Source organism: Occultella aeris, assembly GCF_902703175.1.
Lineage (GTDB): Bacteria > Actinomycetota > Actinomycetes > Actinomycetales > Beutenbergiaceae > Occultella > Occultella aeris.
This window is the reverse complement of record NZ_CACRYJ010000058.1, coordinates 66,089-89,271: the sequence shown is the minus strand read 5'-3', so window position 1 is coordinate 89,271 and position 23,183 is coordinate 66,089. Positions and strand designations below refer to the sequence as shown.

Annotated in this window: 18 protein-coding genes; 7 read left to right on the top strand and 11 right to left on the bottom strand. The window is 69.4% G+C overall.

Going from position 1 to position 23,183, the window contains the following annotated elements:
- Genes HALOF300_RS19565 through HALOF300_RS19535 form a run of 7 tightly spaced genes read right to left on the bottom strand, consistent with a single transcriptional unit; the run spans window position 1 to window position 9,126 of the window.
- Window positions 1-1,431 (bottom strand): sulfatase-like hydrolase/transferase, encoded by a 1,431-nt coding sequence (locus HALOF300_RS19565; RefSeq protein WP_156742583.1) that lies wholly within the window; start codon window positions 1,429-1,431, stop codon window positions 1-3.
- 1 nt (window position 1,432) lies between these two features.
- Window positions 1,433-3,082: an alpha-L-arabinofuranosidase C-terminal domain-containing protein gene (locus HALOF300_RS19560; protein WP_156742582.1), complete on the bottom strand. Its 1,650-nt coding sequence runs from the start codon at window positions 3,080-3,082 to the stop codon at window positions 1,433-1,435.
- Between the two features lie 29 nt (window positions 3,083-3,111).
- The gene (locus HALOF300_RS19555; RefSeq protein ID WP_231955631.1) at window positions 3,112-4,014 is read right to left on the bottom strand and encodes a carbohydrate ABC transporter permease; all 903 of its coding nucleotides are present in this window, start codon (window positions 4,012-4,014) and stop codon (window positions 3,112-3,114) included.
- Entirely contained in the window at window positions 4,011-4,985 is a 975-nt protein-coding gene (locus HALOF300_RS19550; protein ID WP_156742581.1) for a carbohydrate ABC transporter permease, read from the bottom strand. Before HALOF300_RS19550 ends, HALOF300_RS19555 begins: the two co-directional genes overlap by 4 nt.
- A gap of 4 nt (window positions 4,986-4,989) precedes the next feature.
- Window positions 4,990-6,504, bottom strand: coding sequence for an ABC transporter substrate-binding protein (locus HALOF300_RS19545; protein ID WP_156742580.1), 1,515 nt, complete (start codon window positions 6,502-6,504; stop codon window positions 4,990-4,992).
- Between the two features lie 22 nt (window positions 6,505-6,526).
- The gene (locus tag HALOF300_RS19540; RefSeq protein WP_156742579.1) at window positions 6,527-8,011 is read right to left on the bottom strand and encodes a sulfatase-like hydrolase/transferase; all 1,485 of its coding nucleotides are present in this window, start codon (window positions 8,009-8,011) and stop codon (window positions 6,527-6,529) included.
- On the bottom strand, window positions 8,008-9,126 hold the full coding sequence (locus HALOF300_RS19535) for an ROK family transcriptional regulator (protein WP_197522693.1): 1,119 nt from the start codon (window positions 9,124-9,126) through the stop codon (window positions 8,008-8,010). The genes HALOF300_RS19540 and HALOF300_RS19535 overlap by 4 nt, the downstream gene beginning before the upstream one ends.
- 456 nt (window positions 9,127-9,582) lie before the next feature.
- Here HALOF300_RS19535 and HALOF300_RS19530 point away from each other — a divergent pair, with 456 nt between their 5' ends.
- From HALOF300_RS19530 to HALOF300_RS19520, 3 genes are all read left to right on the top strand, one after another.
- On the top strand, window positions 9,583-12,135 hold the full coding sequence (locus HALOF300_RS19530) for an FtsK/SpoIIIE family DNA translocase (protein WP_231955630.1): 2,553 nt from the start codon (window positions 9,583-9,585) through the stop codon (window positions 12,133-12,135).
- A gap of 85 nt (window positions 12,136-12,220) precedes the next feature.
- Window positions 12,221-12,838, top strand: coding sequence for a hypothetical protein (locus HALOF300_RS19525; RefSeq protein ID WP_156742576.1), 618 nt, complete (start codon window positions 12,221-12,223; stop codon window positions 12,836-12,838).
- The gene (locus HALOF300_RS19520; RefSeq protein ID WP_156742575.1) at window positions 12,828-13,052 is read left to right on the top strand and encodes a helix-turn-helix domain-containing protein; all 225 of its coding nucleotides are present in this window, start codon (window positions 12,828-12,830) and stop codon (window positions 13,050-13,052) included. The genes HALOF300_RS19525 and HALOF300_RS19520 overlap by 11 nt, the downstream gene beginning before the upstream one ends.
- 27 nt (window positions 13,053-13,079) lie before the next feature.
- Here HALOF300_RS19520 and HALOF300_RS19515 read toward each other — a convergent pair whose 3' ends face one another.
- Entirely contained in the window at window positions 13,080-14,417 is a 1,338-nt protein-coding gene (locus tag HALOF300_RS19515; RefSeq protein WP_156742574.1) for a CapA family protein, read from the bottom strand.
- Between the two features lie 69 nt (window positions 14,418-14,486).
- Between HALOF300_RS19515 and pgsA the strand changes: the two genes are divergently transcribed.
- From pgsA to HALOF300_RS19500, 3 genes are all read left to right on the top strand, one after another.
- Window positions 14,487-15,119 carry a CDP-diacylglycerol--glycerol-3-phosphate 3-phosphatidyltransferase gene (gene pgsA, locus HALOF300_RS19510; protein ID WP_231955629.1) on the top strand — a complete coding sequence of 211 codons (633 nt, stop codon included), beginning with the start codon at window positions 14,487-14,489 and terminating at the stop codon, window positions 15,117-15,119.
- A 5-nt stretch (window positions 15,120-15,124) separates the two neighbouring features.
- Window positions 15,125-15,625, top strand: coding sequence for a CinA family protein (locus tag HALOF300_RS19505; RefSeq protein ID WP_156742573.1), 501 nt, complete (start codon window positions 15,125-15,127; stop codon window positions 15,623-15,625).
- 158 nt (window positions 15,626-15,783) lie between these two features.
- Window positions 15,784-16,095 carry a helix-turn-helix domain-containing protein gene (locus tag HALOF300_RS19500; RefSeq protein ID WP_154793605.1) on the top strand — a complete coding sequence of 104 codons (312 nt, stop codon included), beginning with the start codon at window positions 15,784-15,786 and terminating at the stop codon, window positions 16,093-16,095.
- 70 nt (window positions 16,096-16,165) lie between these two features.
- On the opposite strand, the gene HALOF300_RS19495 is transcribed toward HALOF300_RS19500, so the two are convergent.
- A complete protein-coding gene (locus HALOF300_RS19495) occupies window positions 16,166-19,903 on the bottom strand; it encodes a CBM96 family carbohydrate-binding protein (protein ID WP_197522692.1) in 3,738 nt (1,245 codons plus the stop codon).
- Between the two features lie 133 nt (window positions 19,904-20,036).
- On the bottom strand, window positions 20,037-21,194 hold the full coding sequence (locus HALOF300_RS19490) for a mandelate racemase/muconate lactonizing enzyme family protein (protein ID WP_231955628.1): 1,158 nt from the start codon (window positions 21,192-21,194) through the stop codon (window positions 20,037-20,039).
- A gap of 182 nt (window positions 21,195-21,376) precedes the next feature.
- Between HALOF300_RS19490 and HALOF300_RS19485 the strand changes: the two genes are divergently transcribed.
- Window positions 21,377-22,390: a LacI family DNA-binding transcriptional regulator gene (locus HALOF300_RS19485; protein WP_156742570.1), complete on the top strand. Its 1,014-nt coding sequence runs from the start codon at window positions 21,377-21,379 to the stop codon at window positions 22,388-22,390.
- Between the two features lie 7 nt (window positions 22,391-22,397).
- Here HALOF300_RS19485 and HALOF300_RS19480 read toward each other — a convergent pair whose 3' ends face one another.
- Entirely contained in the window at window positions 22,398-23,183 is a 786-nt protein-coding gene (locus HALOF300_RS19480) for a DNA-formamidopyrimidine glycosylase family protein (protein WP_156742569.1), read from the bottom strand.

Genomic DNA, 23,183 nt, shown 5'->3' with positions numbered 1-23,183 from the left:
TCACCAGTGGGCAAGCCGGGGATTGCTCCGGTCCTCGGTTGCGACCAGGACGTCGATGAGCTTCTCCTGCAGGGCGCCACGAGTCGATCGATACGCCTCGTCATCCCACAGGTTCGTGAGTTCGTCCGGGTCTGCCTGGAGGTCGTAGAGCTCGCCGGTGTACGCGCGCGCGGTCGCGGGCCGGCCGTGGTGGACCACGAGCTTCCAACGGTCGTGGCGCAGCATCGTCACATGCACCGGCGGGTCGTAGGGGTGCCCGCTGTCGCGGTACTGACACATGGCCCAGTCGCGCCAGTCGGGGTCGCCTCCGCGGATCAGCCCTTCGAGACTCGCACCTTGGATCGCCGGCGGCACCGGAAGGCCGGCCGCCTGAAGGAACGTCGGTGCGAGATCGACCCACTGCACGAGCTCGCTGCGGCGCGCACCCGGCGAAGCGATACCGGGCCACCGGACGATGAGCGGCACGCGCACCGCGCACTCGTACATGAACGGTCCCTTGAGCATGAGTTGGTGGTCGCCCAGCATCTCGCCGTGGTCGCTGGTGAAGACGACGACGGTGTTGTCGGCGAGGCCCTCGTCCGCGAGGGCGTCGAGGACGCGGCCCACCTCGTCGTCGACGAGAGAGACCATCGCGTAGTAGGCCTTGCGCACCTCCTGCAGCGCCTCGGGACTGTAGGAGGTGTACCCGGGAGCGTGCCCACCGTATGACCGCTGGGAGGCTTCGGTTTGGATCGGCGGCTTGCTGTCGAGCTCGCCGTCGCGCGTGACGACCGGCGGCAGGTCCACGTCGTCGTAGCGACGTATGTACTCCTCCGGCGCACCGAATCCGTGGTGCGGGTCGAAGAAGTTCGCAACGAAGAAGAACGGCTTGTCACGATCCCGTGACGAGCGAAGGAAATCGATCGTCTCCTCGCCGATCCAGTGGCTGTAGTGCGCGTGGGTCGGCATGCTGTCGAACAACCTGGGCTGCTGCAGCGTATCCGAGTACAGGTCCGGGTGCCGCCCCTGCAACCACTGGTGGTAGGCGTTCGTCGGCGACCCGGGGTAGGGGTCGTGCGCCCAGCGGAACACACGGAAGCCGTCATCGAGGCGCGGCTCGGCGCGACCGCCGAAGCAGGCGCCGAGATGCAACTTGCCGACCAGCCCGCAGTCGTAACCCGCGTCGGCAAGGCGTTTGGAGAACAGCTCCTCGTGGGCTGCCAGGTCGACGCCGTTCGCATGGAGGCCGTGCGCGGACACGTGCCGTCCCGTCATCAGGCTCGCGCGCGAGGGCGCGCAGACGGGGTTCTGGACGTAGCAGTTCTCGAAGAGGACGCCTTGCTCGGCGAGTCGATCGAGGTTCGGCGTCGACACTGCCGTATTGCCGTACGCGCCGACCATGTCGAACCGCTGCTGGTCGGTGCTGATGAGCAGGATGTTCGGACGCTGCATGTCAGCGGCCACTGAGATCGAACGTGAGGACGTTCACGGAGTGCGGCGAGATGAGCCAGCCGCCGTCGACGGCCTCAACCCTGCCCAGGTCCCGGACGCCGACGACATCCGGCTCCGCGAGGCTGTTCGCAGCGGTGACCTCGGCGTCCGCGCCGATGGCGAGCAGCCTCGCCGAACGGGGTGTGCCATCGGTCCGGCCGTCGAACACCGGGTGCAGCCGGATGGGCTCGTCGCGGTGCCGGTTGATGACGGCGAGACGCACCGTGCCGTCGTCGGCGCGGGTGGCCGAGACGTCGATGTAGGGCACGGTCATGGTCGCGGCCCTGAGCTGACCGGACGGCTCACGATTGTCCCCGAGCGGCACCGGCGCGGTGCGTGAGGGACCGTCGACCTCGGCGGGCAGTACGGTGCGCCCCAGGTGGCGCCCGTACAGGTGCCAGACGTGATAGAGCGCCGAGCCGAATGCGCCACCCGGCCGTGCCACGACGAGTCCGTTCGCGTTGACGAGGTTGACCGGGTTCGCCATCGTGACCGGCGTGGCGTGGCCCGCGGTGCGGTGGATGGCGTGGAAGACCCCTGCGCTGAACAGCGCATCACCCATGGTGCGTGGGCTCCACCGGTTCACCCGGAGCCCGGACGGCCAGCCGTCGACACCGCCCGTGTCGCGGGCTGCGATCGCGCCGTCGTCACCCGCGAGCGGGTCGGGCCATGCGGTGGGCTCGAGGTGGCGCATCGTCCACTCGTCGAGGGCGAGCTGCGGTGGAGTGTCCAGGCCGCTGCGCTGAGCGAGTGTCGTCACCAGATGCGAGTAGGTGTTGATCTCCTGCTCGAAGTACAGCGACTGCGCAACGGTGTTCTCGTAGTCGTCACCGGTCCACAGGTGGGTGGTCGCGCCGTAGAGGTGCAGCGAGAGGTAGTCGAAGTACTGCCCGGCCTGCTCGAGGAGAGTACGGGTCCAGGACTCCTGGTCCCAAGGGATCCCGACCCCGATGAGCTTGAGGTCGGGGTCGACGAGCCGCATGAAGCGGGCGTGCTCGCGAGCGGCGGCGGCGTACTGCTCTGCCGACCGGTGCCCCATCTGCCACGGTCCGTAGACTTCGTTGCCGACGCCCCAGTACCGGACCTTCCAGGCTTCGTTCCGCCCGTTCTTCCTGCGCATCCGGGTGAGGGTGGTGTCGCTGGTGGAGTTGGTGTACTCGACCCACCGCACCGCCTCGTCGACGTCCCGGCAGGAGTGGACCAGATACGGGTCGGCGCCGACCTCCTCGGACCAGGCGAGGAACTCATCGGTACCGAAGCGGTTGGTCTCGGTGTCGCCCCAGGCGAGGTCGAGGCGCGTCGGGCGGTCGTCCCGCGGGCCGATTCCGTCCTCCCAGCGGTAGCCGGACGTGAAGTTGCCTCCTGGCCAGCGGATCGGGCCGGGAGCAAGGTCTCGGACCAGATCCGCCACGTCGCGGCGAATGCCGTTCAGCAGTCCCGGTTCGCTGACGGACAGCGCAGATCCCTCGTCGAACACACCGCCCTCGATGTTCCCGAAGAACGCGGATTCGAGGAAGTGGCCGTAGACGTCGCCGCTGATCCTCCCGAGCGGTCGTGAGGTATCGACCGTGACTCGGGCTTCGCGGCCGGTTGGGCCATGGGCGTTGGACATTCCGAAGGGCTCCGTTCCTTGTGTGGCCGTCACTGCTTCACTGCTCCGGCGACGCTGTCGACGAACTTGCGCTGCAGCACGACGAACACGAGCATCACCGGGACCAGCGAGATGACGGCGGCGGCTGCCATTCCTGACCAGTCCTGCCCGTACTCTCCGACGAACACCGTCATGCCGATCGCCAGCGTGCGCAGGTCCGGCTCGCTGAGGGTGAACACCAACGGCAGGAGGTAGGCGTTCCAGGCGAACAGGAACGTCAGGATCACCACGGTTGCGGTGATCGGCCATGCCAGGGGCAGCATCACCTGGAAGAACGTCCGGAACTGACCGGCGCCGTCGAGCCGGGCGCTCTCCTCGAGCTCCTTGGGCAGCCCCCGGAAGTAGCCGGCGTACAGCAGCGTGGCAGCGACCTGACCGCCGGCGCCCAGGCCCAGGATCACACCCGCGTGGGTGTTGAGCAGGCCGAGCTGGTCGGTCAGTTGCGTGACGGGAATGATCGTGTAGCCCTCGGGGAGGAAGAACGTGACCAGGAAGACCCCGATGAGCAGCTTCTTGCCGGCGAAGGCGAACCTGCCCAGCACGTAGCCGGCGAGGGCGCTGCGGATGACCACCAGGAGCACCGTTCCGGCCGTGATCAGTACCGTGTTCACGAAGTACGAGGCGAAGCCGGCTTCGATCCAGGCCTTCGCGTAGTTCTCCCAGACGAACTCATCAGGAACAAGATCGAACCCGCTGCCGAAGATCTCAGAGGAGTGCTTGAGGGACGCCGAGACCAGCCAGAGGAACGGGTAGATCCACACGAGCGCCAGCACGAGTAGCGCGACAGCGGCGAGAACCCGGGCCGGACGCACGTTCCGCCGGCGTCGGGGACCGCGGCGCGAGGTGGGCGCATCGGTCGCAGATTCGGGTCGGGTCGCGGCGGGCGCGCTCACGCGACGCCCTTCGGCTGCCGGCGCGCCCACCGAACCCCGACGGCCTGGACGACCGCGAGGACCATCGTCAGGAGCCCGAAGAGCACCGCTGCGGCGGAGGCGTAGCCGAGCTGGGGAACCGTTGCCGCGAAGGCCGTCCGGTAGATGAAGATCTCGATCACCTCCGAGGAGAAGGACGGGCCGCCGCCTGTGAGCGTCTGCATCAGGTCGAAGACGTTGAGCGCTCCGACGGTGTCGATGAGGGTGATGATCACCAGGAAGGGCACCAACAGCGGCAACGTGACGTGCCAGAACTCCTTGCGCGCATTCGCTCCGTCGAGCATCGCGGCCTCGTGCACATCCTGCGGAATGGTCTGCAGGGCCGCCAGCCAGTAGATCATCGTGATACCGAGCCACTTCCATACCCAGACGGCGATACCCGCGTAGAGAGAGGTACCGGCGCTGGCCACGAGATTCGTGGGGGAGTCCGTGATCCCTGCCCAGACCAGGGCAAGGCTGATGGGACCGTTGGCGTCCAGCAGCAGCGTGAAGACGATGCCGATGATCGCGCTCGTGGTGACGACCGGAAGGAAGAACAGAGTTCGGAAGAACCCCTGGAACGGTGTCTTCCTGCTGTTCAGCCACAGCGCGAGCAGCAGCGCCAGGCCCACCCGCGCGGGCACGGCCACCACGAGGAAGAGCAGCGACTTCCTGAACGCGTTCCAGAACAGATCATCGGACAACAACTGCCGGAAGTTGTCGAGCCCGGTGAACGTGCCCGTCATGGCGAAACCAGGCCAGTCGAGGAACGCGTACCACCATGACGCGACCAGCGGGTACACGGTGTACGCGCCGTATCCCAGCAGCGTCGGGAGCAGGAAGAGGTAGATCCACCAGTCCCGCCGCAGGCGGCGCACCAGGCCGGGGCGAGTGGATCCCTTCGCAGTCGTTGAGCTGACCGCAGGCGCGGGGGCGGACGTCGTGATCGTCATGGAGTCATCGGGCCGCGTAGGCGGCTTGGTCGTAGTCCTGGCTCGCGTCCCAGTTGGCGAACACCCAGTCCTGGATGCTCACCTCGGCACCCTCGTCGGCGACTGCGGCGATGGCCCGGTCACGCTCGGCGCTCATCGCGTCGTTGAACGTCGTCAGCTCGCCCCTGATGTCGCTGCTGCTGCCGGTGAGGATCGCCTGCGCGATCTCGCCGAGGTTCGGATGGATGTCCTGTGACTCAGCGGCCACGCGCCAGGTCGAGGGGTTGCCGGTCTCGGGGACCGGGCTGATGCGGACGTCCTCGGACATGTAGGCGATGTTGCGAGCGTAGGCAGGGTGCACGTCGGCTTCCGCGACGACGTCGATGAGTGCGGGTGGCTGGTCCATCGCGCTCGCCAGCTGCGCCTGGAACTCCCGGGAACTCATCTGCAGCAACAGTTCCGCAGCGATCTGGGGCTGCTGCGACTCGTTGCTGACCCAGAACACTCCGGCACCGGGACCGCTGTGGATAACGTTGCGGGTCGTCTCCGGGCAGGGCAGCTGCCAGGCGTCGATCCCTCGCTCGACGGCCTCGGGCTCGTCCACCATGAGCCCGCCGATGATCCACGGTCCCCACGGGTAGATGGCGGCTTCGCCCGCCGCCCACCGCGCGCGAGCGTCCCGGGCGCCCATCGATGCCGATGACGGGTGGACCACCCCGTCCTGCTGGAGCGAGACCAGGAACTCCAGCGCGTCGATGAACGGCTGGGAGTTGAACACATACGCCCCGGTCGTCCAGTCGATGCCGCCGGGCGCTCCGGCGCTCTGCGCCAGCCGGTTGACGAGCGCCGTGAGGTACGGGACCTCCTTCGTCGGCACAAGGAGCCCGGGAACGCCCGCCTTGTCGGTGATCTGTTGGGCTGTGGCCCGCAGCTCGTCCCAAGTCGCCGGACTCTGTGCGGGGTCGATGCCAGCCTGGCCGAGCAGTTCGGTGTTGACCCACGGCGTCGCTTCGTGGAAACGACCGGAGAACAGCGGAACGGAGTAGATCTCCCCGTCGAACCGGTGCAGGCCATCGAACAACTGGTCGGCGATCTCGGTGCTCTCAAAATCGGCCTGGCCGCCGATGGGCTGGAACCAGTCCTCGCTGACGAGCGCGGCAGGTGTCGCCTCCAGACCTGCGAGGGAATGAACGTCCGGCATCTGGTTGCTACGCCGAGCCACCTGGAGCGCCTGCCCCAGGTCCGGAGGATCCATCTGCCGACGCTCGATCGTGATGCCCGAGTTGGCCGCCGTGTACGGTTCGAACAGGCTGGTCTCGAGCATGCTCGTCAGGGGGCGGAACTGGTCCCACCACTGGAGGACGCCGTCATCGGCGCTCTGCGCGTCGGACGACTGTCCGCCACCCGTGCACGCGGCGAGCAGCGCCCCCAGGCTGCCGGCGCCGACGGTTCCGAGGAATCCCCGGCGGTTGATCGCGAATGCTGCGCCCGGCACGGTCCCCATCCGGGACCCGACGCCGTTGTCTGCCTTCTTGTTCATGCCATCTCCAGTTCTGAGCGGTTCAGCGCTGCACGTCGTCGAAGGAACTGAGCGAGACGTCGTAGTCCTTCTCTCCGACGGGGTACATCGACGCCATCCAGTGGTAGAAGTTGTCGCCCCGCTCCCGCAGCTGCGTGTAGAGCCGCTGGAGCAGGCCGGTGCGAACCTGTGCGAGTTCGGGATGTGCGTAACGGTTCTGCAACTCGTCGGGGTCATCGACGAGGTCATACAGCTCGTTGACCGACTCGGGATTGACGACGATCTTGTATCGGTCGGTGATGAGCATGCGCTGGGGATAGGGGAAGTGATGCCCATGGAACTCGAGCACGAGATCGTCGCGCCAAGGCGGCTGCTCGCCTCGGACGAGGGGTGCGAGGCTCGTGCCGTCGACAGCCTGGGCGCTGTCCAGCCCGGCAACGTCGAGGATCGTCGCCGTGAGATCGAGCAGCGACGCGAAGCGATCCGTGACCTGCGGCTCGTGGCCGCCGGGTAGGCGAACGACGCCGGGAACGCGGTAGATGTCCTCGTAGGCCGCGGGCCCCTTGTCGTGAAGCCGGTGCGCACCCGTGAACTCGCCGTGGTCGGCGCTGAAGAACACCGCGGAGTCGTCGTAGACGCCGAGCTCCTTCGCGACCGCGATGATGCGGCCGATCTGTTCATCGATCATCGTGACGTAGCCCCAGTAGGCCGCGATGAGTTTCTTCGACGTCGCCGTCGAAAGCGTGTCGAAAGTCCAGTGCGCGGAATAGTTCGCCTGCACCGGCGGCTTGTTCGCGAAGGTCTCGGCCACCGACTTCGGCAGGGTGATCGCCTCGGGGTCGTACATATCGAAGTAGTGCGAGGGAATGTTGTAGGGCAGGTGAGGGCCGAAGAAGTGGGTCGCCAGGAAGAACGGCTTGCCTTCGGCCGTGTGTTCGGCCGCGTAGCTGCGCAGCAGGCCGATCGCACGCTCGGCGAGGAAGTACTCGAACGTGGCCTCGAGCGGCTGGTCCAGGCGGGCCGCGAGCAGATTGCCCGGCGTGCCGTTGGGAAAGGTACCGCGAATCTCGTCGGTGAGCGCATACGGCGGCAGGTCGTTCTCGTCGAGATACGCGACGTACTCCGCGTGGTCCACCGGGTTGTGCCAGCCGTGCATCGGGATTCCGTCGAAGCCGTAGTCATGCTGGGTGCGATGCAGCCCCACGTGCCACTTGCCGATCAGTCCGACGTTGTAGTCAGCCTCGCGCAGCGCCCTGCTGAACGTGAACTGATCGTCGGCGAGTTCGTCGCGATAGCCCACATTGCGCTCGTAGTTCGCCAGCAACTGGTGCCGGAACGGTGCGGCCCCGGTCAGAAGACTCGCGCGGGCGGGGGTGCAGATCGCCGTCGGCGTGTAGAAGCGTCGGAACGTCGTGCCCTCCTCGGCGATCGCGTCCAGGGCCTGGGTCGAGACGAGGCCGTTGCCGTAGCAACCCAGCGTGTCGGTTCGGTGCTGATCGGTGAGGAAGAAGAGGATGTTCGCCGTCACGCCGTTCGACCCCTCTCATCTCGTGCGGTCGCGGATGTCGTGCGAGCGCCGACCGGGATCGTGCGGTCGCGCAGCACCAGTGCGACGCTGCCCAGCGCGCCGTCGAGACTGCCGAGCTGCGCGACCTGGATCTTCAGGTTCTCCGCGATGCCCGCGTTCACGTGGCGCACGATCGTCTGCCGCACGGAGCGCACGAGATACTCACCGGCCTCCGAGAGTGCGCCGCCGAGAACGATCGAAGACAGGTCGAGAATGCTGCAGGCGTTCGCCAGCACCAGGCCGATGCGTGCGCCTGCGTCTGCGATGACCGCATGTGCCCGAGACTCGGAACGATCCAGCGCATCCACCAGATCTTCGACGGATGCTGCTCCCGCTCGGCGAAGCACGGCTCCCATCCCGACGTACGCCTCCAGGCACCCGCGGTTCGAACACCGGCACACCGGACCGTTCGGGTCGAGGCAGACGTGACCGAACTCGCCGGCGGACCCGGTATTACCCAGGCGCGGCTCGTCATCGATGATCAGCAGGCCGCCGACGCCCTCGGACAGGCGCATGTAGATGAGATCGCGCATGTCTTGCCCGGCTCCCCAGGAGAACTCGGCGAGCCCGGCGAGGCGTGCGTTGTTCTCCGTGCGGATCGGAACTCGGTAGTGCTCCGTCAGTCGCTGCTCAAGTGCGGCCAGCACCTGCGCGCGCCCCGAGATCACCCCCGGGACGCCGACACCGATGGCTCGCAGCGGGAACGAGGCCGCGCCGGTGGAGACGAGTTGGCCGACGAAGTCGGTCGCAGTCGTGAAGCGCTGCTCCCATGGTTCTTCCTTGCCGTGGTCCAGCATCCGCGAGCCCAGCACACGGTGGGTGATGTCGCATGCCACGACCGTCACCCGCGTGTGACTGAACTCCACGCCGACGATCACACCCGTCGCCGGATTCAGGGTCAGATGCTCCGGAGTGCGTCCCACTCGCGTGCTGCCGGCGGGCGCCTGCGCGAGGACGACGAGCCCGGCGTCTCGAAGCTCGGCGGTGATCTCCGAGATCGTCGCGCGGGACAGTGCGGTGCCCTCGGCGATCTGGGCTCGACTGGCGCTCCCACGCACTCGGAGAAGATCCAGCACCTGCGCTTGGTGGTGCGTCCGACGCGATCGGCGGGACGCTGTTATCGGCTTCGACACGGGTCCAGCGTGGGGGCGAGACACCATTGCGTCAACGCCTTGACGCAACTTCTGCCTAAACTCGACAAAACTAGACAGAACACCGGTCATCGGCCTGCCCACCGCGTGAGGGGAGCGGCCGGGAGGACGCACGTCCGTGCGTGTCATCCCGGACTCGACGGCGGATCTTTGGTTGAGTAGAGCCGACAGGCTTGTCTCGGCATGCCTGACCCGAGAGGACAACCAACAATCATGGCGACCCGTACGACTTCCCCCGGACGGTCCGCCTCACCTGGACGCAAGAAGAGTTCGCCGGCCGCGAGTCGGGCGGGCTCCACCTCGCGTTCCGGCGGGAGTGGGCGCAAGAAGCCGGCGCAGCAGCAGTCACCGCTGCCCGTGCGCATCGTGCGCGGGATCTGGATGGGACTCGCCCACCTAGTCGGAGGGACGGCGCGCAGCATCGGATCCGGAGCCCGCAACCTCGACCCCGCCCATCGCAGGGACGGCATCGCCTTCCTGCTGCTCGCCCTCGCCGTGATCGTCGCCGTGCGCGAGTGGTTCGGTCTCTCCGGCGCCGCCGGGGAGATCGTCCACGCCGCCGCCGCCGGCCTCGTCGGCGTGCTCGCCATCGTGATCCCCGTGATCCTGGTCCTCATCGCCGTGCGCCTGATGCGTCACCCGGAGCGCAGGGAGGTCAACGGCCGCGTCTTCATCGGCCTGAGCGCCATCACGGTGGCGGCCTGTGGACTGGTCCAGGTGGCCTCCGGGCTGCCCGCACCGCCCGCATGGCAGGACGTGTTCGCCGCGGGTGGCCTGATCGGCTTCGTCGCCGCCAACCCGCTCTCGGCAGCCCTGACCAGCTGGGTGACGGTGCCCCTGCTGGTGCTGCTGGCGTTCTTCGGTCTGCTCGTGGTGACCGCCACGCCGGTCGCCGCCATCCCGCGCCGGATCCGTCAGGGCGTCGACTGGGTCACCGGCGCCGACATCGACGCCCGCGAGGCCGACGCCGCCCAAGGCGCCCAGGACCCCGACGCGACCGAGGAGCTGAACGGACGGCCCCGCCGTCGTAAGCCGAAGGCGAAGGGGACCCCCGCCGTCGAGCCCGGCGCGTACACCGGTGACGAGGCCTTCGTGCACCCGCACGAGACCGAGCCCGGCGACGAGCCCGCCGAGGCTCCCCGCGGCCGCACCCGCGCCCCTCGGGCGGGGAAGGCCGCCCCGGCGCCGGAACCGGCCGCCGTCGAGCCGTTCGACGAGCCGGGTGAGGAGAGCGCCGCCCCCGAGGACCTGATCGCTCCGCCCACCCAGGCGCTGCCTGCCCGCGCCGAGCAACTGGTCCTCGACCCGGGCCTGACCTACACGCTCCCCGGCGACGAGACGCTCGTGCAGGGCGCGCCGCACAAGCTCCGCTCGCCCGCGAACGACCGGGTCGTCGAGGCGCTGACGACCGTGCTCACCGACTTCGGCGTGGACGCCCAGGTGACCGGCTTCACCCGGGGCCCGACGGTCACCCGCTACGAGGTGGAGCTCGGCTCCGGGGTGAAGGTCGAGCGGGTCACAGCGCTCAGCAAGAACATCGCCTACGCCGTCGCCAGCGCGGACGTGCGGATCCTGTCCCCGATCCCGGGCAAGAAGGCCATCGGTATCGAGATCCCGAACGCCGACCGCGAGATCGTCGTCCTCGGTGACGTGTTGCGGTCCGCTGTGGCCCGCCGCAACGAGCACCCGATGGTGATCGGCGTCGGCAAGGACGTCGAGGGCGGCTACGTGGTGGCCAACCTCGCGAAGATGCCGCACATCCTCGTCGCCGGAGCCACCGGCGCCGGTAAGTCCTCATTCGTGAACTCGATGATCACCTCGATCATGATGCGCGCCACCCCCGAGGAGGTGCGGATGGTGCTGGTCGACCCGAAGCGGGTCGAGCTGACCATCTACGAGGGCATCCCGCACCTGATCACGCCGATCATCACGAACCCCAAGAAGGCCGCCGAGGCGCTCGAGTGGGTGGTCCGGGAGATGGACGCCCGCTACGACGACCTCGCCGCGTTCGGGTACAAGCACATCGACGACTTCAACGCCGGGGTGCGCGCCGGCAAGGTGAAGCCGCTGCCCGGCAGTGAGCGCAAGATCGCGCCGTACCCGTACCTGCTCGTGGTGGTCGACGAGCTCGCCGACCTGATGATGGTCGCGCCGCGGGACGTGGAGGCGTCGATCCAGCGGATCACCCAGCTCGCCCGGGCCGCCGGCATCCACCTGGTGCTGGCCACGCAGCGCCCGAGCGTCGACGTGGTCACCGGCCTGATCAAGGCGAACGTGCCCTCCCGACTCGCGTTCGCGACCTCCTCGCTCGCCGACTCGCGCGTGGTTCTGGACCAGCCGGGCGCTGAGAAGCTCATCGGGCAGGGTGACGCGCTGTTCCTGCCGATGGGGGCGTCCAAGCCGATGCGCGTGCAGGGTGCCTGGGTCAGCGAGACCGAGGTGCACGCCGTCGTCGAGCACGTGAAGAGCCAGCTCAAGCCGACCTACCGCGAGGACATCGTGGTGTCCGCGGCGAAGAAGCAGGTCGACGAGGACATCGGCGACGACCTGGACCTGCTGCTGCAGGCGGCCGAGCTCGTGGTCACCACCCAGTTCGGGTCCACCTCGATGCTGCAGCGCAAGCTCCGGGTCGGGTTCGCCAAGGCCGGCCGGCTGATGGACCTGCTCGAGTCGCGCGAGATCGTCGGGCCCTCCGAGGGATCGAAGGCCCGCGATGTGCTGGTCCAGCCCGACGACCTGCCCGCCACGCTCGCCATGCTGCGTGGCGACGGTCCCGCACCCGCGGCGGACTTGGACGACGAACCCGGCTACGACGATGGCCCCGAGGACCTCGTGGCCGCCGATCTCGCCGAGCGAGAGCAGGCCGTGGACTACTACGACTCGGACGACGAGGACGGCTCCGAGGACGCCTGGGAGCTCACCGAGCGGAGCTGAGTCGGCCCGGGCGTGAGGCCTTGCCGCGCCGAGCGACGTGGCATATCGTTTGTCGATAATATCGATGGACGATAAGGGGACGACGATGTCGAAGGGGCGGAAGTCCGGAGATCCGCGGTCCGAGGCGACCAGGCTGGCGATCGGGTTCATTCGTTGGCTAGCCATACTCGGCGGTGTCGTCGCGGTGGTGCAGTTCGTCGCGATCGTCCGTGGTCGGTCCTGGAGCTCGAACTCGGCAGACCCGCCGCTCGAGATCCAGTACCTGCCCCAGATCACCATGGCGCAGCCGGGAGCAGGCAACAGCATGACCGCAGTGGACCTGTCGTGGTGGATCAGGCTGTCCGCAGCACTGCCGGGCCTGCTCCAGGCTGTCCTACTCCTGCTGGCTGCGTTGCTCCTGGTCCGGATTCTGCGCGCGATCGCAGCGCATCGGTCGTTCGGGCCCGAGGTCCGGCGCGACCTGTCCGGCATCAGCCTGCTGCTCATCCTCGGCGGCGTCGCCATGGCGTTGCTGGACCTGCTCGCCGTGGTGCTGCTCACTCAGACCTTCTACCCTCTGGACGGCAGGGTCTGGGAGCGGTTCGGGATCGAACTGCCCTCGGTCCCCGTCTTCCTGATCGCCCTCGGCTTCGTCGCCTCCGCGTTCATGTACGCGATCCGGGACGGCGCCGACCTCGAGAAGGAGGCCGTCGGTGTCGTCTGAGCCCGACCACCGGATCGTCTGCCACCTCGACCGCGTCCTCGAGGAGCGCGGCGTCACGCTCACCGAGTTGTCCGAGCGCACCGGGATCACCCTCGCGAACCTGTCCATCCTGAAGACGAACAAGGCCCGCGCGATCCGGTTCACGACGCTCACGGCGATCTGCGACGCCCTCGACACCACGCCCGCGGACCTTTTCAGCCTGCGCATCGGTTGAGGCCGGTGCACGACCGGCCCCGCTCGTTCAGGAGCGGGGGACCACCGCGGCCTCGTCGCCCGTGGGCGTCGGCGGCTCGGTCCGCTCGGGGAAGTCGGCGCCGCTGGAGTTCGCCATCACCTGCTCCACGAGCGACTGCCGGTTCTCGAGCGTCCCCGAGGACAGCGTCAGGCCCGACGGCGTGTCCCCGGCCAGCAGCGCGGGCAGCGGGTAGACCCGCTGGGCGCCGACCCGGTCAACGGTCATCGGGGTCCACTCCAGGCCGGTCACCCGAGCCGGGCCGTCGGCTGGCTTGACGACGGTCGCCGTCAGGAACAGCCCGGTGCCGGTCTGCGGGACACAGCACAGGCCGTCCTGGTTGGAGATGAAGTTCCCCAACGAGTAGGCGACCCACATGCCGGAACTGTCCGGGCCGCCGTCGAGCAGTGCCATCGGCTGGGGCACGTGCGGGTGGTTGCCGATGATCAGGTCCACCTGCCCGGATGCGGCGAGCGCCTCGGCGACCGCGACCTGGTCGTCGGCGGGCGAGTTCTGGTACTCGTAGCCCCAGTGCAGTGTGGCCACGACCAGGTCCGCCCCGGCCTCGCGGGCCGCCGTCGCCTGCGCGATGAGCGCGTCGGCGTCGATGATCGTGACGGCCCAGGGGGCGTCGGCGGGGATCGGCAGGCCGTTCGTGCCGTAGGTCGCACCGATCTGGGCGATCCGGATCGTCTGCCCCTCCCGCTCCAGTTCGTAGAACTGCGGCGCGAGCTCCTCCTCGGCGCTCCGGGCCGAGCCGGCGTGGCCAAGGCCCGCCTCGTCGAAGGTGTCGAGGGTGTAGGCGAGGTTGTCGTAACCGCGGTCGAGGGAGTGGTTCGTGCCGGTGGAGCACCCGTCCCAGCCGAGGTCGGCGAGGTTGCCCGCGATCTCGGTGGGCGCACCGAACAGCGGATAGCCCGACGGCGTCTCGTCCGGCAGCGAGAGCGGCACCTCCATGTTGCACAGCGCCAGGTCCACGCCCGAGCTCCAGGGCCGGGTCGCCTCCAGCATGGGCGTGAAGTCGTATCCGCCGTCGGTCCGGGCGTTGCGGATCACCGTGTCGTGCGGCAGCACGTCGCCGGCGGCACCGATCGTGAAGACGGCGTCCGCCTGCGGCTGCGGAGTCGTCGGCTCTGTCGTGGCAGTCGGCTCACTTGTGCTGGTCGGCTCGCCGGGGCCGGTGCTCGGCCCACCGGTAGGGCCGGGCGTGCCGCCGGCGTTCCACGGCTGCCAGGCCGCGACCGCGCCACCGACGCCGAGGCTCAGCGCGAGGATCAGCAGGATCGCGGGGAGCGGGAGGCCGCGTCGACGGCGTCGGCGCCGACGCTGGGTGGGGGTCTCAGACACCGGAAGAGTGTATGTCGGCGTGGTGCTGCGTCTGTGCCCGGTTCGGTCCCGGTCCCGTACCCTGATCGCGTGACGAGTGAATCCCGGTCCAGCGACGAGGCGACCGCCGAGGTCTGGAACCTGCCCAATGTCTTGACGATGGTGCGGGTCGTCCTCGTCCCGGTCTTCGCGGTCCTGCTCTGGCAGGACTCGACCACGGCCCGCGTCGCAGCGCTCGTGGTGTTCCTGGTCGCGGCCTACACTGACCGGCTCGACGGCCAGATCGCCCGCAGCCGCGGCATCGTGACGAACTTCGGCAAGATCGCCGACCCGTTCGCCGACAAGCTGCTCACCGGCACCGCAATGGTGATGCTGTCCATCATCGATTCCGGCCTGATGCCGTGGTGGGCCACGATCGCGATCCTGGTCCGTGAGATCGGGATCACCGTGCTCCGGTTCGTAATGGTCCGTCGCGGTGTCGTGATGCCCGCGTCCAAGGGCGGCAAGCTCAAGACCGTCCTGCAGATCGTCTTCATCTCGCTGATGCTGCTCACCGTCGCCCTGGCCGATCTCGCCTTCGGTGACGTCCTGCGGATCGTCGCCTTCGTCATCATGTTGGCCGCGCTCGCGGTCACGGTGGTGACCGGCGTGGACTACTGCTGGAAGGCCTGGCAGTCGGCCCGTTCGGGCGGCGGCGCCGCGGCCGAACCGGGTGCCCGCTGACGCCGATGCCCGTTCACAGCGCTGCCGGGATCGTCGCGCGCCTGATCGAAGCGGGCCGCACCGTCGCCGTCGCGGAGTCCCTCACCGGTGGGGCGCTCGCGGCCGAGCTGGTCTCGGTCCCCGGCGTGTCCGCGGTGCTGCGCGGCGGTGTGGTTGCCTACGCGACCGACGTCAAGGCCTCGCTGCTCGGCGTCGACGCGGACCTGCTCGCCGCCCATGGTCCCGTGCACCCGCAGGTGGCCCTCGAGATGGCTGACGGCGTGCGGGCGGCACTCGGTGCCGAGATCGGGCTGGGCACCACCGGCGTGGCCGGCCCCGGGCCGGCCGACGGGCAGCCGGCCGGCACCGTGTTCGTCGCGTGCACCACGCCGACCTGGCGCGCCGTGCGCGGCTATCACCTCGCGGGCGCCCGTCCCGCGGTCCGGTCCGCCACCGTGGCGCTCGCACTCGCACTGCTTCGCCAGGCCGGGGAACAAGCGGGGCGGCCGCGGCGTTGGGAAGAGTAATGAAGCACAACATGACGCCAGTGAACGCCCGGCCGGCGACCGGGGCACCGAAGGGGCGAGGGACTCACCGTTCGTCCACGGTGCGCAGCGCACCCGTCGCACCATCGGGGTACGGTAGGACTACGGCAAAGGCAACAGCGCGAGAGGAGGGACGCACCATGGTGGTACTACGGCGAGAGATCGGTGATGTCCTTCGGGGCGCACGCCAACGTCAGGGACGCACTCTGCGTGAGGTGTCCTCGGCAGCACGGGTCTCCCTCGGCTACCTCTCGGAGGTCGAGCGGGGCCAGAAGGAGGCCTCCTCGGAGTTGCTCTCCTCGATCTGCACGGCTCTGAACATCCCACTCTCGGTGGTGCTGCGCGAGGTCTCCGACCGCGTCGCACTCGTCGAGGGCATCGCGATCCCGGACACCATTCCCGCGGACTTCGCCTATCAGCTCGGCCGCGACGAGGACCTCGCCACCGTCTGATCCCCTATCACTCAGGAACCGATGGCCCCGGCACTGCGCCGGGGCCATCGGTGTCTTCGCAGGTCCGCGGTCAGCAGGTGTTGTTCCTGACCTCGCCGGGCGCGAGCACCAGGGGAGTCGCCGACCGGCAACTGAGCGTGCCGTTCACCGTCATCCCGATGAGGACGACCTCGCCCACGGCGTCGATGAGTTCGATCGGCCCGGTGACCGTGCTGTCCTGCAACCAGGCGGTACCGGTGCCCCCGGCGAGTGTGAGCGGTCCCTGCACCTCGGTGTCGAGCAGGTCGATCAGTCCTGCGCCGGTGGCGTCCAGAGGTCCGCGGATCACGGAGTCCTGCGCCCGCAGGCCACCGCCGGCAGCGACGGTGACCGCGCCCCGCACCTGTGCGTCATCCAGGCACAGGACCTCGCCGTCGCCCACCGTGACCGCGTCGATCACCGTCCCGGTCAGGGTCCGTGTGCAGGCGTTCTCGACGGCCAACCTGACGGTGAGGACGGGAGCCGTCGCCCCGGCCTCGCGGCTCGCGATGGTCGCGCCGGCGAGTTGTGGGTCGGTGGGGGACTGCAGGAATGCCAGCCCCAGCTCCTCGCCGACTGCCGCTGCGACGGCGGTGGTCACGTCGACCGTGATCGCTTGCTGGGTCTCGGGTGCCACGAAGGTGCCGACCGGTTCGGTGCCGATCGGTGGTCGCGTGTTCCACGACAGGGTGGACTCTGTCCAGTCGGTCCCCGCGGTCACGACGTCGATCTGCATCGTGCGGCCGACGGAGACCCCGGCCGTGAGCGTCAGCTCGGCCGAGACCACCGACCCGGCCTCGATCGTGGACAGGTCGAACACCGCCAGGGCCTGCCGGGTGCCGCCCACGGTGCGCGGGTCGTTCTTGACGGTCATCGAGGGCAGCCGACCGTAGCGGCCGCCGGCGTACTCACCGTCGCGGATGAAGCCGTCCCGGGTGGCGACGATCGTCCGCTGCGACGGGTCGACGACGCGGACCGCGGCGCGCACGAAGGCGAGGCGTCCCGCCGCGTCACGGTAGCGGCCGTGGATCACGGCCTCGCCCGGAGCCAGGGCCACGATCACGCCGTCGACCACCTCGGCGACGTCCGGCGCCGAACTGACGAGCTCGACGTCGTCGGCCCCGATCGCGGTCGTGCTGCCATCCGAGTACGTCGCCACGATGCTCGGTCGCGTCGCGCTGCGCAGGGTGAGCTCGCTCGGTATGTCCGCGACGAGTCCGGTCAGCTCGGCCTCGCCGACCGCCGCGCCCGGCCAGGTCTGCCCGTCGGCGACGAGCCGGAAGTCCGCGAGCGAGTTCCACTCGTTGGCGTTGCTGCCGTATCCGATCAACCGGACGTAGCGTGCGGTGACAGGGACGAACGAGTGGGGCTCGGGTTCCGCCGTGGTGCCGGAGGAGGTCGAAGTGAGCGCCTCGGTCCAGGTCACACCGTCCAAGGAGGTCTCGATCGTGAACGAGTACTCGCGCGCTGCCCCCTGGCTCCACGCCAGCCGGACCCCGTCGACCGTGCGCGCCTCGGGCAGATTGAGCTGGATCCACTGGCCTCGGCCCTGCGCCGACCAGAAGGTCGCCAGATCGTCGTCGATGGCACGCTCAGCGGGGTTGACGCCGACGACGCTCGCGACGACCGGGGCCCGGAACGGATCGAGCAGGTCGATCGTGTACCTGGCCGAGCACGAAGGCGCGGCGCCGACGCAGATCACCGCGGTGCCGGGCACCTGTGCCGCCTGCTCGACGTGAACGTCCGCCCCGGCCGCGCCGACCGCCTCGATGACCGGAACGCCGCTCGCGGCGGGGCGCTCGATCATGTAGCTGTGGGAGTCTGCGGAGAATCCGTCGAGCGGCTCGCCGTCGACCGTGACCGACGCCAGCGACGCCGTCGGCGCCGGCGGCACCGTCCAGTCCGCAAGCGGCGTGGGCGTGGGGGCGGCTTCAGGATCCGCGCCGGTCGGGAGTGGCTCCAGCAGCACCGAGATCCGGAAGTCGGCGCTCTCCTCGCCGGTGACGACGAGCTTGCGCGTTCCGGCGTTCGCGTTCTGGCCGGCGGGGGCCGGCGAGGTCGGCAGCGGCACCGCGTCCATCACGGACAGCTGTGCCCCCGGCGGACCCTCGAGCAGCCGGGCGCTCATCTGGCGGCCGTCGATGGTCAGGGTCGCGGACAGGCCATCCGGCGCGACGTCGACCGCGGCGGCGGTGTGCATGAACCACCACGGCTCGACCGGCTCGGTGGCGGTCACCTCGTCCTGGATCAGGAACCGGGAACGGTCGTCGATCAGCGCGACGCCCCGGTCCCAGTTCGTGACGCCGAGGTCGGCGTACGCCTGGGTGAGGTCGGAGACCACGAAGCTGCCTCCCGGGCTCGAGCCCGTCGCCACGATGGTCCCGGTCGCATCGAGCGCCTGCCCGCCACCGGAACCAGGATTGAGCACCAGTGTGTTCTGACCCTCGGTGCGGGTGCGGTAGTAGGTCCAGCGCGGCCCGTTCGGGCCGGCGGATGAGTACCCGGGCAATCCGTAGTTGTCCGGGCCGAGCTCGCTCGCCCACCGCATGCCCATCGAGTCGATCACGAAGCTGCCGAGGTCGAGGTGGCTGTGGTTGACGCCGTTCTGCCCGGCCTTGTACCCGAAGAAGTTCGCCATCGAGTCCCATCCACTGCGGGCCAGATAGGTCTGCAGCCGTTCGAACCGGCGATCCAGTGGCGTGCCCGCGTCCGCGGGCGAGGTTGAGTCCTGCAGCCCCTGCCAGAGCAGGTAGAACGGTGGGTAGGTGAGGTTGTTCGTCCGGGCGAGCTCCTCGGCGAGCCACGCGTACACCGGGTCGTCGTAGCGGGCGGCAAGCCAGGCGCCGACGGAGCCGCCCTCCGGCGAGCTCGCCGCGGCGTCGTAATAGTTGAAACCCAGCCCGGTCGGGCCTGTCATGTAGAGCGGGAAGTCGAGGGTGCGGTCCAGCCCGGGGAGCTCGGAGATCCCGAAGTCGTCTCCGACGGCGCTCTCCAGCGAAGCCATCAGAGGCACCAGGTAGCGGGTCGCGTAGCCCCAGTACACGATGCCCTCGGTGTACCCGCCGTCCGGACCGTACTCCGCAAGTGCGACCGGCAGTCGGTCAAGTGCCTGCGCGATCATCGAGTTCGCCAGCTCCGGCTCCTCGTCCGCGATCGCCAAGGATGCGATGACGATCGCGCTGTTGCACACGACGTTCCAGTTGTGCTTCGCCCGGGTCCAGGACGTCTCGGCGTCATAGTGGTCCTGCGCCGGGGCCAGCCCGAGCTCCACGATCGCCGTGCGAACGACCGTGCGCTGCTCGGCGTCCATCCACGTGTACAGCCAGTCGTAGGAGACCGCGTACGCGTGCAGCAGTTCCGCCGTCGACAGGAAGCTCACCGGGTTCCAGTCGCTGAAGGCGGCCACCGCGGCAAGCTCGTCGTAGGCACGCTGGGCGTAGACCTCATCGCCGGTCAGCCGGTAGGCCATCGAGAGCACGTAGGAGCGGTGCAGGACCTCCCGCGCGACGAGCAGCAGCGTGCGGCCGTCCGGGAACTCGTAGGTGGAGACCGGCTCGGTGAGCAACCCGTCCGCCGCTTCGATCAGCTCCTCGTTGAGCCGCTCTGCGAACGGGTCGGTACCGATCTCGGCCAAGATGCGCGCCACGTCGGCGTCACCGAGCATGAGCCGCGGATGAGCGCCGACGAGCGAGGCGACGTCCTCGGGGGCGTCGATGACCGGGATATCATCGGCGCTCGCCGGGGCCCCGATCCCGATGGCCGAGACGAGGACGAGCGTCGCCGTCGTCACCATCGCCAGGATCGAGGGTCTCCTACGGCGCGCGGGGCGTGGTCGGTTCGGTGTTCGCACGGTGCGTTCAGCTCCATCACTGGTCGTCGGCGGCGGGTGGCTGGGCAGCGGTTGCGGCCCGGGTCTTTGGTTCCTATCGGGACGGTTCGTGGAGCCCGACGGCGTCTTCCGGGCGGATCCGGGTGAGGTCACCGCTGTAGTGGCGCAGGTCGTGGCGCACGTAGGGATGCCGGGACATCGCCTCGAGGTCGAGCTCGACGCCCAGGCCCGGTCGGTCGGGGATGGCGGCGCGACCGGCGACGATCGGGGGCTCGTCGATGACGACGTCGCGTCGCCACGGCACATCGGTCGCCATGGTCTCGAGCAGGCCGAAGTTCGGGACGCAGCCCGCCAGCTGGAGCGTTGCCGCGTGCGCGACCGGGCCCGAGGGGTTGTGCGGCATGAACGGGATCTGCCACATCTCCGCGATCGTTGCGACGGCGCGCGCCTCCCAGATCCCGCCGACGTGCGAGACGTCGGGCTGCACCACATCGGCAGCGTGTCGCTGGAACACCTCCACGAAGTCCCAGCGGGTGTACAGCCGCTCGCCGAGCCCGATCGGGGTCGCGGTGGCGGACCGCAGCTCGGCCGCGTTCGCGAGGTTCCCGGGGATCAACGGCTCCTCGAGCCACAGCAGGTCGAAGGGCTCCAGCGCCCGCGCCACCCGCAGCGCAGTGGGCATCTCGAACCTGCCGTGCGCCTCGACGATCAGTGACGCATCGTGGCCGACCTCCGTCGCAACCGCCTCGACCACCGCGAGGGCGTCGCGCAGTTCGGCACGGTCGAGGCTGCGGAAGGCCGATCCGAACGGATCCCACTTCAAGGCTCGGTAGCCCCAGTCGAGGGCGGTGCGTGCCCGCTGCGCGAACTCGGCTGGCGTCGTCGCGCCGGCGAACCAGGCATTGGCGTAACACTCGACGTCCTGGCGGACGGCCCCGCCGAGGAGCTGGTGCACCGGCACACCGAGAGCCTTGCCCTTGAGGTCCCAGAGTGCCATCTCGACCGCGGAGAGTGCGCTCGTCAGGACCGCGCCGCCGCGCCAGTACGCGTCCCGGTAGGCGCGCTGCCACCACGCCTGGATGTCGTGCAGCTCGACGTCCGCGAGCCCGGCCTCGAGGTAGCGGATCGCTTCCTCCACGACATGCTCGCGGTACTCCAGGGTCGCCTCACCCCAGCCGTAGCAGCCGTCGTCGGTCTCGAGCCGTACGAACACCCAGTTGGTGCGGTACGCGTCGCAGACGTAGGTGGTCATCGAGCGCAGCCTCATCGCATCCTCACCCTCGAGTCTGTTAACCGGTTGACACGGTGCAATTGAGCCATGCACGGGTGGTCCTGTCAAGGTTTCCCGGCCGGCCGGCCGTGACGTACGCTCAGGCAGACCGCGGTGGATCAGCACCGGGGGGAGCCGTCGCGACGACCACACCGGGAGGCCAGATGCCGAGGACGCCGAGCGACGCTGCGACGCCCCGGCGGCGGACCACCATCTATGACATCGCCAGGACCGCGGGCGTCAGCGCGGCCGCCGTCTCGCTGGCCCTGAACCAGCCCGGACGACTGAACGCGGACAGCGAGCGCCGCATCCTGGCCGTCGCGGACGAGCTTGGCTATCGTGCCAACCCGTTCGCGCGCGCCGTGGCGACCGGCACGACGCAACTGATCGGCCTACTCGTCCATGACAGTGCGAACCCGGTCTTCGCCGGCGCCGTCCGCGGCGTCACCGACGCCGCCGCGAGGGTCGGCTACACCGTCGTGGTATCCGACACCCACGATCTCGCGACACCGGTCACGACCATCCTCGAGCGACTGCTGCCGCTCGTCGACGGCGCGGTCTCCTGCTCGGCGCGGGTGACTCCCGAGGCACTGGCCACCGTGGCTGGGACACCGATCGTCCTGGTCAACCGTGAGGTAGCCGGCCGGGATTCGGTGGTCCCGGACGTCGGGACCGCGACCCGCGCCGCGATCGAGCTGCTTGTCGGTCGGGGTCATCGGGACCTCGGGTTCATCGCCGGCCCGCAGGATTCGTGGCTGAGCCGACACCGGCTCGCCCTGCTCGAGCGGGAGGTGGCGGCGAGCGCCGCGCGGCTGCAGGTGGTGGCCTCGGTCGAGCCGACGATCGACGGCGGCCGGGAGGCACTCGCCCAACTGGAGGGCCGCTGCACCGCCGTGCTGACGTTCAATGACCTGATCGCTTTCGGCGTGCTGCTCCAGGCGCGAGATCGTGGGCTCCGGGTGCCGGAGGACCTGAGTGTGGTCGGGTTCGACGACACGTTCGCGGCCATGCTCGTGACCCCCGCACTCACCACGATCAGCACGGAGCTCGAACCGGCTAGCAGGCTCGCGACGGTTCGGCTCCTTGCCGCCCTCGGCCACCCGAACTCGGACCCGGACGCGCGCATCGAGGGCCGGCTGACCGTGCGCGACTCGGTCGGCGCGGGGCCGCACCGGTGAGGCGGGCTCAGTCCGGTTGGCAGGCGGGGCAGTAGTAGGCCGGCCTGGTCATCGGTTCCACGCCGATCGGGGCGACCACGATCAGGGTGCGGCAGCGCCGGCAGCCCCGGCCCTCGCGCCCGTGCACGTGGGTGGTGTGCCCCGCGCGGGTGTCCCCGGTGGCCGTCAGGGACGGGCCGTCCGCCGAGCGGCGCATCAGTCGGTGCGCCGTCGCGAACAGTTCGCGGGGTGCCTGCACTCCCGAGGAGGATCGCCACGGGTTGATCCGGTGCCGCCACAGCGTCTCGGCCAGGTAGATCGTGCCGATGCCCGCGGCCACGGACTGGTCCAGCAGGGCCTCTCCGATGGGTCGCTCCGGGTCTGCCTGCAGGTTCGCGACGGCGGTGTCGAGGTCCGGGTCGTCGGCCATCAGATCCGGGCCGAGGTGCCGGAGCAGCGAGGCCTCCTCACGGGTGCGGACCAGGTCCATCATGCCCAGTTGCAGCCCGACGCAGGTCCACTGGTCGGTGCCGAGCACGGCCCGGACGTTCGGGCGCCGGAGCGGCTCGGGCGGATCCGCGGTGTGCCGGACCTGCCAGGTGCCGTCCATGCGCAGGTGGGTGTGCAAGGTGCGGCCGTCGTCGAGCCGGGTGAGCAGATGCTTGCCGTAGGAGACCGTGCCGACCGAGCGCAGGCCGGTCAGGTCGTGACCGGCCAGGCTGGGCCAGCGCAGTTCGCCGCGCAGCAGGGGCCGGTCGCTCAGCGCGAGGCTGAGCCGCCGTGCGACCCGCAACAACACATCGCCCTCGGGCAT

Excerpts from the sequence above, each read along its gene's own strand:
- HALOF300_RS19565 (WP_156742583.1), bottom strand. The coding sequence starts at position 1,431 with ATGCAGCGTCCGAACATCCTGCTCATCAGCACCGACCAGCAGCGGTTC.
- HALOF300_RS19560 (WP_156742582.1), bottom strand. The coding sequence starts at position 3,082 with ATGTCCAACGCCCATGGCCCAACCGGCCGCGAAGCCCGAGTCACGGTC.
- HALOF300_RS19550 (WP_156742581.1), bottom strand. The coding sequence starts at position 4,985 with ATGACGATCACGACGTCCGCCCCCGCGCCTGCGGTCAGCTCAACGACT.
- HALOF300_RS19545 (WP_156742580.1), bottom strand. The coding sequence starts at position 6,504 with ATGAACAAGAAGGCAGACAACGGCGTCGGGTCCCGGATGGGGACCGTG.
- HALOF300_RS19530 (WP_231955630.1), top strand. The coding sequence starts at position 9,583 with ATGGGACTCGCCCACCTAGTCGGAGGGACGGCGCGCAGCATCGGATCC.
- HALOF300_RS19525 (WP_156742576.1), top strand. The coding sequence starts at position 12,221 with ATGTCGAAGGGGCGGAAGTCCGGAGATCCGCGGTCCGAGGCGACCAGG.
- HALOF300_RS19505 (WP_156742573.1), top strand. The coding sequence starts at position 15,125 with ATGCCCGTTCACAGCGCTGCCGGGATCGTCGCGCGCCTGATCGAAGCG.
- HALOF300_RS19500 (WP_154793605.1), top strand. The coding sequence starts at position 15,784 with ATGGTGGTACTACGGCGAGAGATCGGTGATGTCCTTCGGGGCGCACGC.
- HALOF300_RS19490 (WP_231955628.1), bottom strand. The coding sequence starts at position 21,194 with ATGACCACCTACGTCTGCGACGCGTACCGCACCAACTGGGTGTTCGTA.
- HALOF300_RS19485 (WP_156742570.1), top strand. The coding sequence starts at position 21,377 with ATGCCGAGGACGCCGAGCGACGCTGCGACGCCCCGGCGGCGGACCACC.
- HALOF300_RS19480 (WP_156742569.1), bottom strand. The coding sequence starts at position 23,183 with ATGCCCGAGGGCGATGTGTTGTTGCGGGTCGCACGGCGGCTCAGCCTC.